Source organism: Microcoleus sp. B3-A4 (genome assembly GCF_036705385.1).
Lineage (GTDB): Bacteria > Cyanobacteriota > Cyanobacteriia > Cyanobacteriales > Microcoleaceae > Microcoleus.
Genome location: NZ_JAUBUI010000193.1, coordinates 1 through 2183, shown reverse-complemented (window position 1 = coordinate 2183; position 2183 = coordinate 1). Strand labels below are relative to the sequence as shown.

The window sequence follows — 2183 nt, the reverse complement described above, 5'->3', positions numbered from 1 at the left end:
TGTCAGAATTACTACATAGATTATTAAATGAAGGAGAAATGGTTATCAAATGGGAGCGAAAAATCAAAAATAAAGGCCATGCTATTTTATCCGGTTTAGCTGCGTAGCAGCTTACCAATTCACTATGAAGGTACACTAAAATCTAGGGTAAAAGTAGAGGAAATGCAATATGGCGAACAAACTTCAGGTACAAATCCAGGAAACGGTTGAGGAACTAGAGCATCGACTCAAACGGAGTGCGACCGCCGTAAATAAATAAAAATTACTGGTATTATACTGGCTGGTCACCAAAAAAATCCAAAAAAGAGCAGAATTAGCCACGATGTTAAAACGAGACGAATTAACAATATATCGTTGGTTAAGAGCTTACAAAAAAGGTGGAATTAATGAATTACTTAGCATAAAAAAAGCTCCCGGGAAGACTCCACATATCCCACCCGAAGTGAGAGAAAAATTAATCAAAAAACTGCAAGAACCACAGGGAGAAACAAGTTATGGCAAATTACAGCTCTGGCTAGAAAAAGAATGCGGAATTAAAGTGAGCTATAAAGTGGTACATGACCTAGTTCATTATAAATTGAAAGCTGACCTGAAAGTCCCAAGAACCCAAAGTGACAAAGCAAACGAAGAGGTGCAGGCAAGCTTCAAAAAAAAACTATCTGAACTCATCAAAGTAATGATTAAATATTTCGGAAACTCCAAGCATGTAAGGCTATGGTGTCAGGACGAGAGTAGATTTGGATTGATTACTCTGCAGGGCAGAATGATTACATTAAAGGGGGTAAAACCCATTGGCGAAAAGCAATGGAAACGAGGAAACTTTTATATTTATGGAGTCGTAGAGCCAGCAACAGGGGAACAATATTATCAAGAATTTGCTCAGCTAAATTACAACTGTTTTCAAGAGTTTTTAAATGGATTGGGTCAAAAATACTCAGAGAGTTTCAATCGGGAGCGTGTCACTTTTGTTATGAGTATAAATACTGATAAAGACTACAATCACTTTTGTACCTATCATCAGTAAAATAGGCTATAATTATGATCTCTTCCCACTTCCCACTTGAGATAGAATCATGACACCCGAACAACAGCAGGCGATTAAAACACATCTAGATGCTATTTCTGCCATCCTTTATGCTGATTCTAATCCTGATGCCTTCCAGACATTAGAAGATATTGAACTCGCAGTCAGAGACCAAGTTTTGACTCATGTGACACCGCATATCGGATTTTTTTTATCTGCTCAGCTACCGGTACAAAAGCCGGAAGAATCAAGACATTAAAAAGCACTCTCGGTAATTTAAGTATCACCCAGAAGCAAGCAGATAGGCTAGGCTGTGGTAGCCGTAGTCGATTGAGTCCACATTTAGAAAACTGTTGCTTAAGACTGAGTGCCAATATTTCTTATCAGGATGCAGCCCTAGACATTAAGTATCTAACGGGGGTGACTGTTTCGTCTAAAACACAACAAAGATTAGTACATTATCAAGACTTTGACCAGCCCATAGCCACAGCAGATATTTCGGAGCTAAGTGCAGATGGTGGAAAAGTACGACGAGCGGTACCTCAAGGAGAAAAGTCTGAATGGAAAGACTATAAAGCAATTGTGTCGGAAGCTGGTATAGTAGCTAGTTTCAATCAAAATGATATCATCGTTAATTGGGCAAATAAACAACCGCTAGCAAAACCTGTAACTTGCCTAGGTGATGGACATGATGGAGTGTGGAATATATTTAAGGAAATCAGTTGTGAACAGGACAGAAGAGAAATTCTCGATTGGTACCATCTGAATCAAAATCTTCAGAAAGTAGGTGGTTCAATGAAGCGACTTAAGCAAGCAGAAGCATATTTGTGGAAAGGGAATGTAGAGAATGCAGCAGCTCTATTTACAAAGCTCAAGAAAACATCAGCAGTGAATTTTTGCAAATACTTAGAAAAGCACAAACAAAGGATTATCAACTATGAAGTTTGCTCAAGGGGTGGCATCTGTTCAATTGGTTCAGGAGCGGTAGAATCAGGGATTAAGCAAATAGCCAGACGAATTAAAATATCAGGAGCTAGTTGGAAATCAGAACATGTGGGACAAGTATTAGCGGGAGCATCCCGGTTTTGTAAAAGTGCTATCCAGAGAGGATAATAGGTAGAGCGTCAACAGAAGCATGAACTGCATTTGTAGGAGGAGT

At 39.0% G+C, this 2183-nt stretch carries 2 protein-coding genes; both read left to right on the top strand.

The genetic code is table 11. The features are described from left to right. Positions 1 to 265 precede the first annotated feature (265 nt). Positions 266 to 1024 carry an IS630 family transposase gene (locus QUB33_RS29240; RefSeq protein ID WP_333358114.1) on the top strand — a complete coding sequence of 253 codons (759 nt, stop codon included), beginning with the start codon at positions 266 to 268 and terminating at the stop codon, positions 1022 to 1024. Positions 1025 to 1073: 49 nt separating this feature from the next. Beyond that, positions 1074 to 2137 (top strand): ISKra4 family transposase gene (locus tag QUB33_RS29235; RefSeq protein WP_333358111.1). Its coding sequence is split into 2 segments (ribosomal slippage): positions 1074 to 1230 and positions 1230 to 2137, totalling 1065 coding nucleotides; the frame shifts between segments, so codons are not numbered across the junction. Positions 2138 to 2183: the final 46 nt, after the last annotated feature.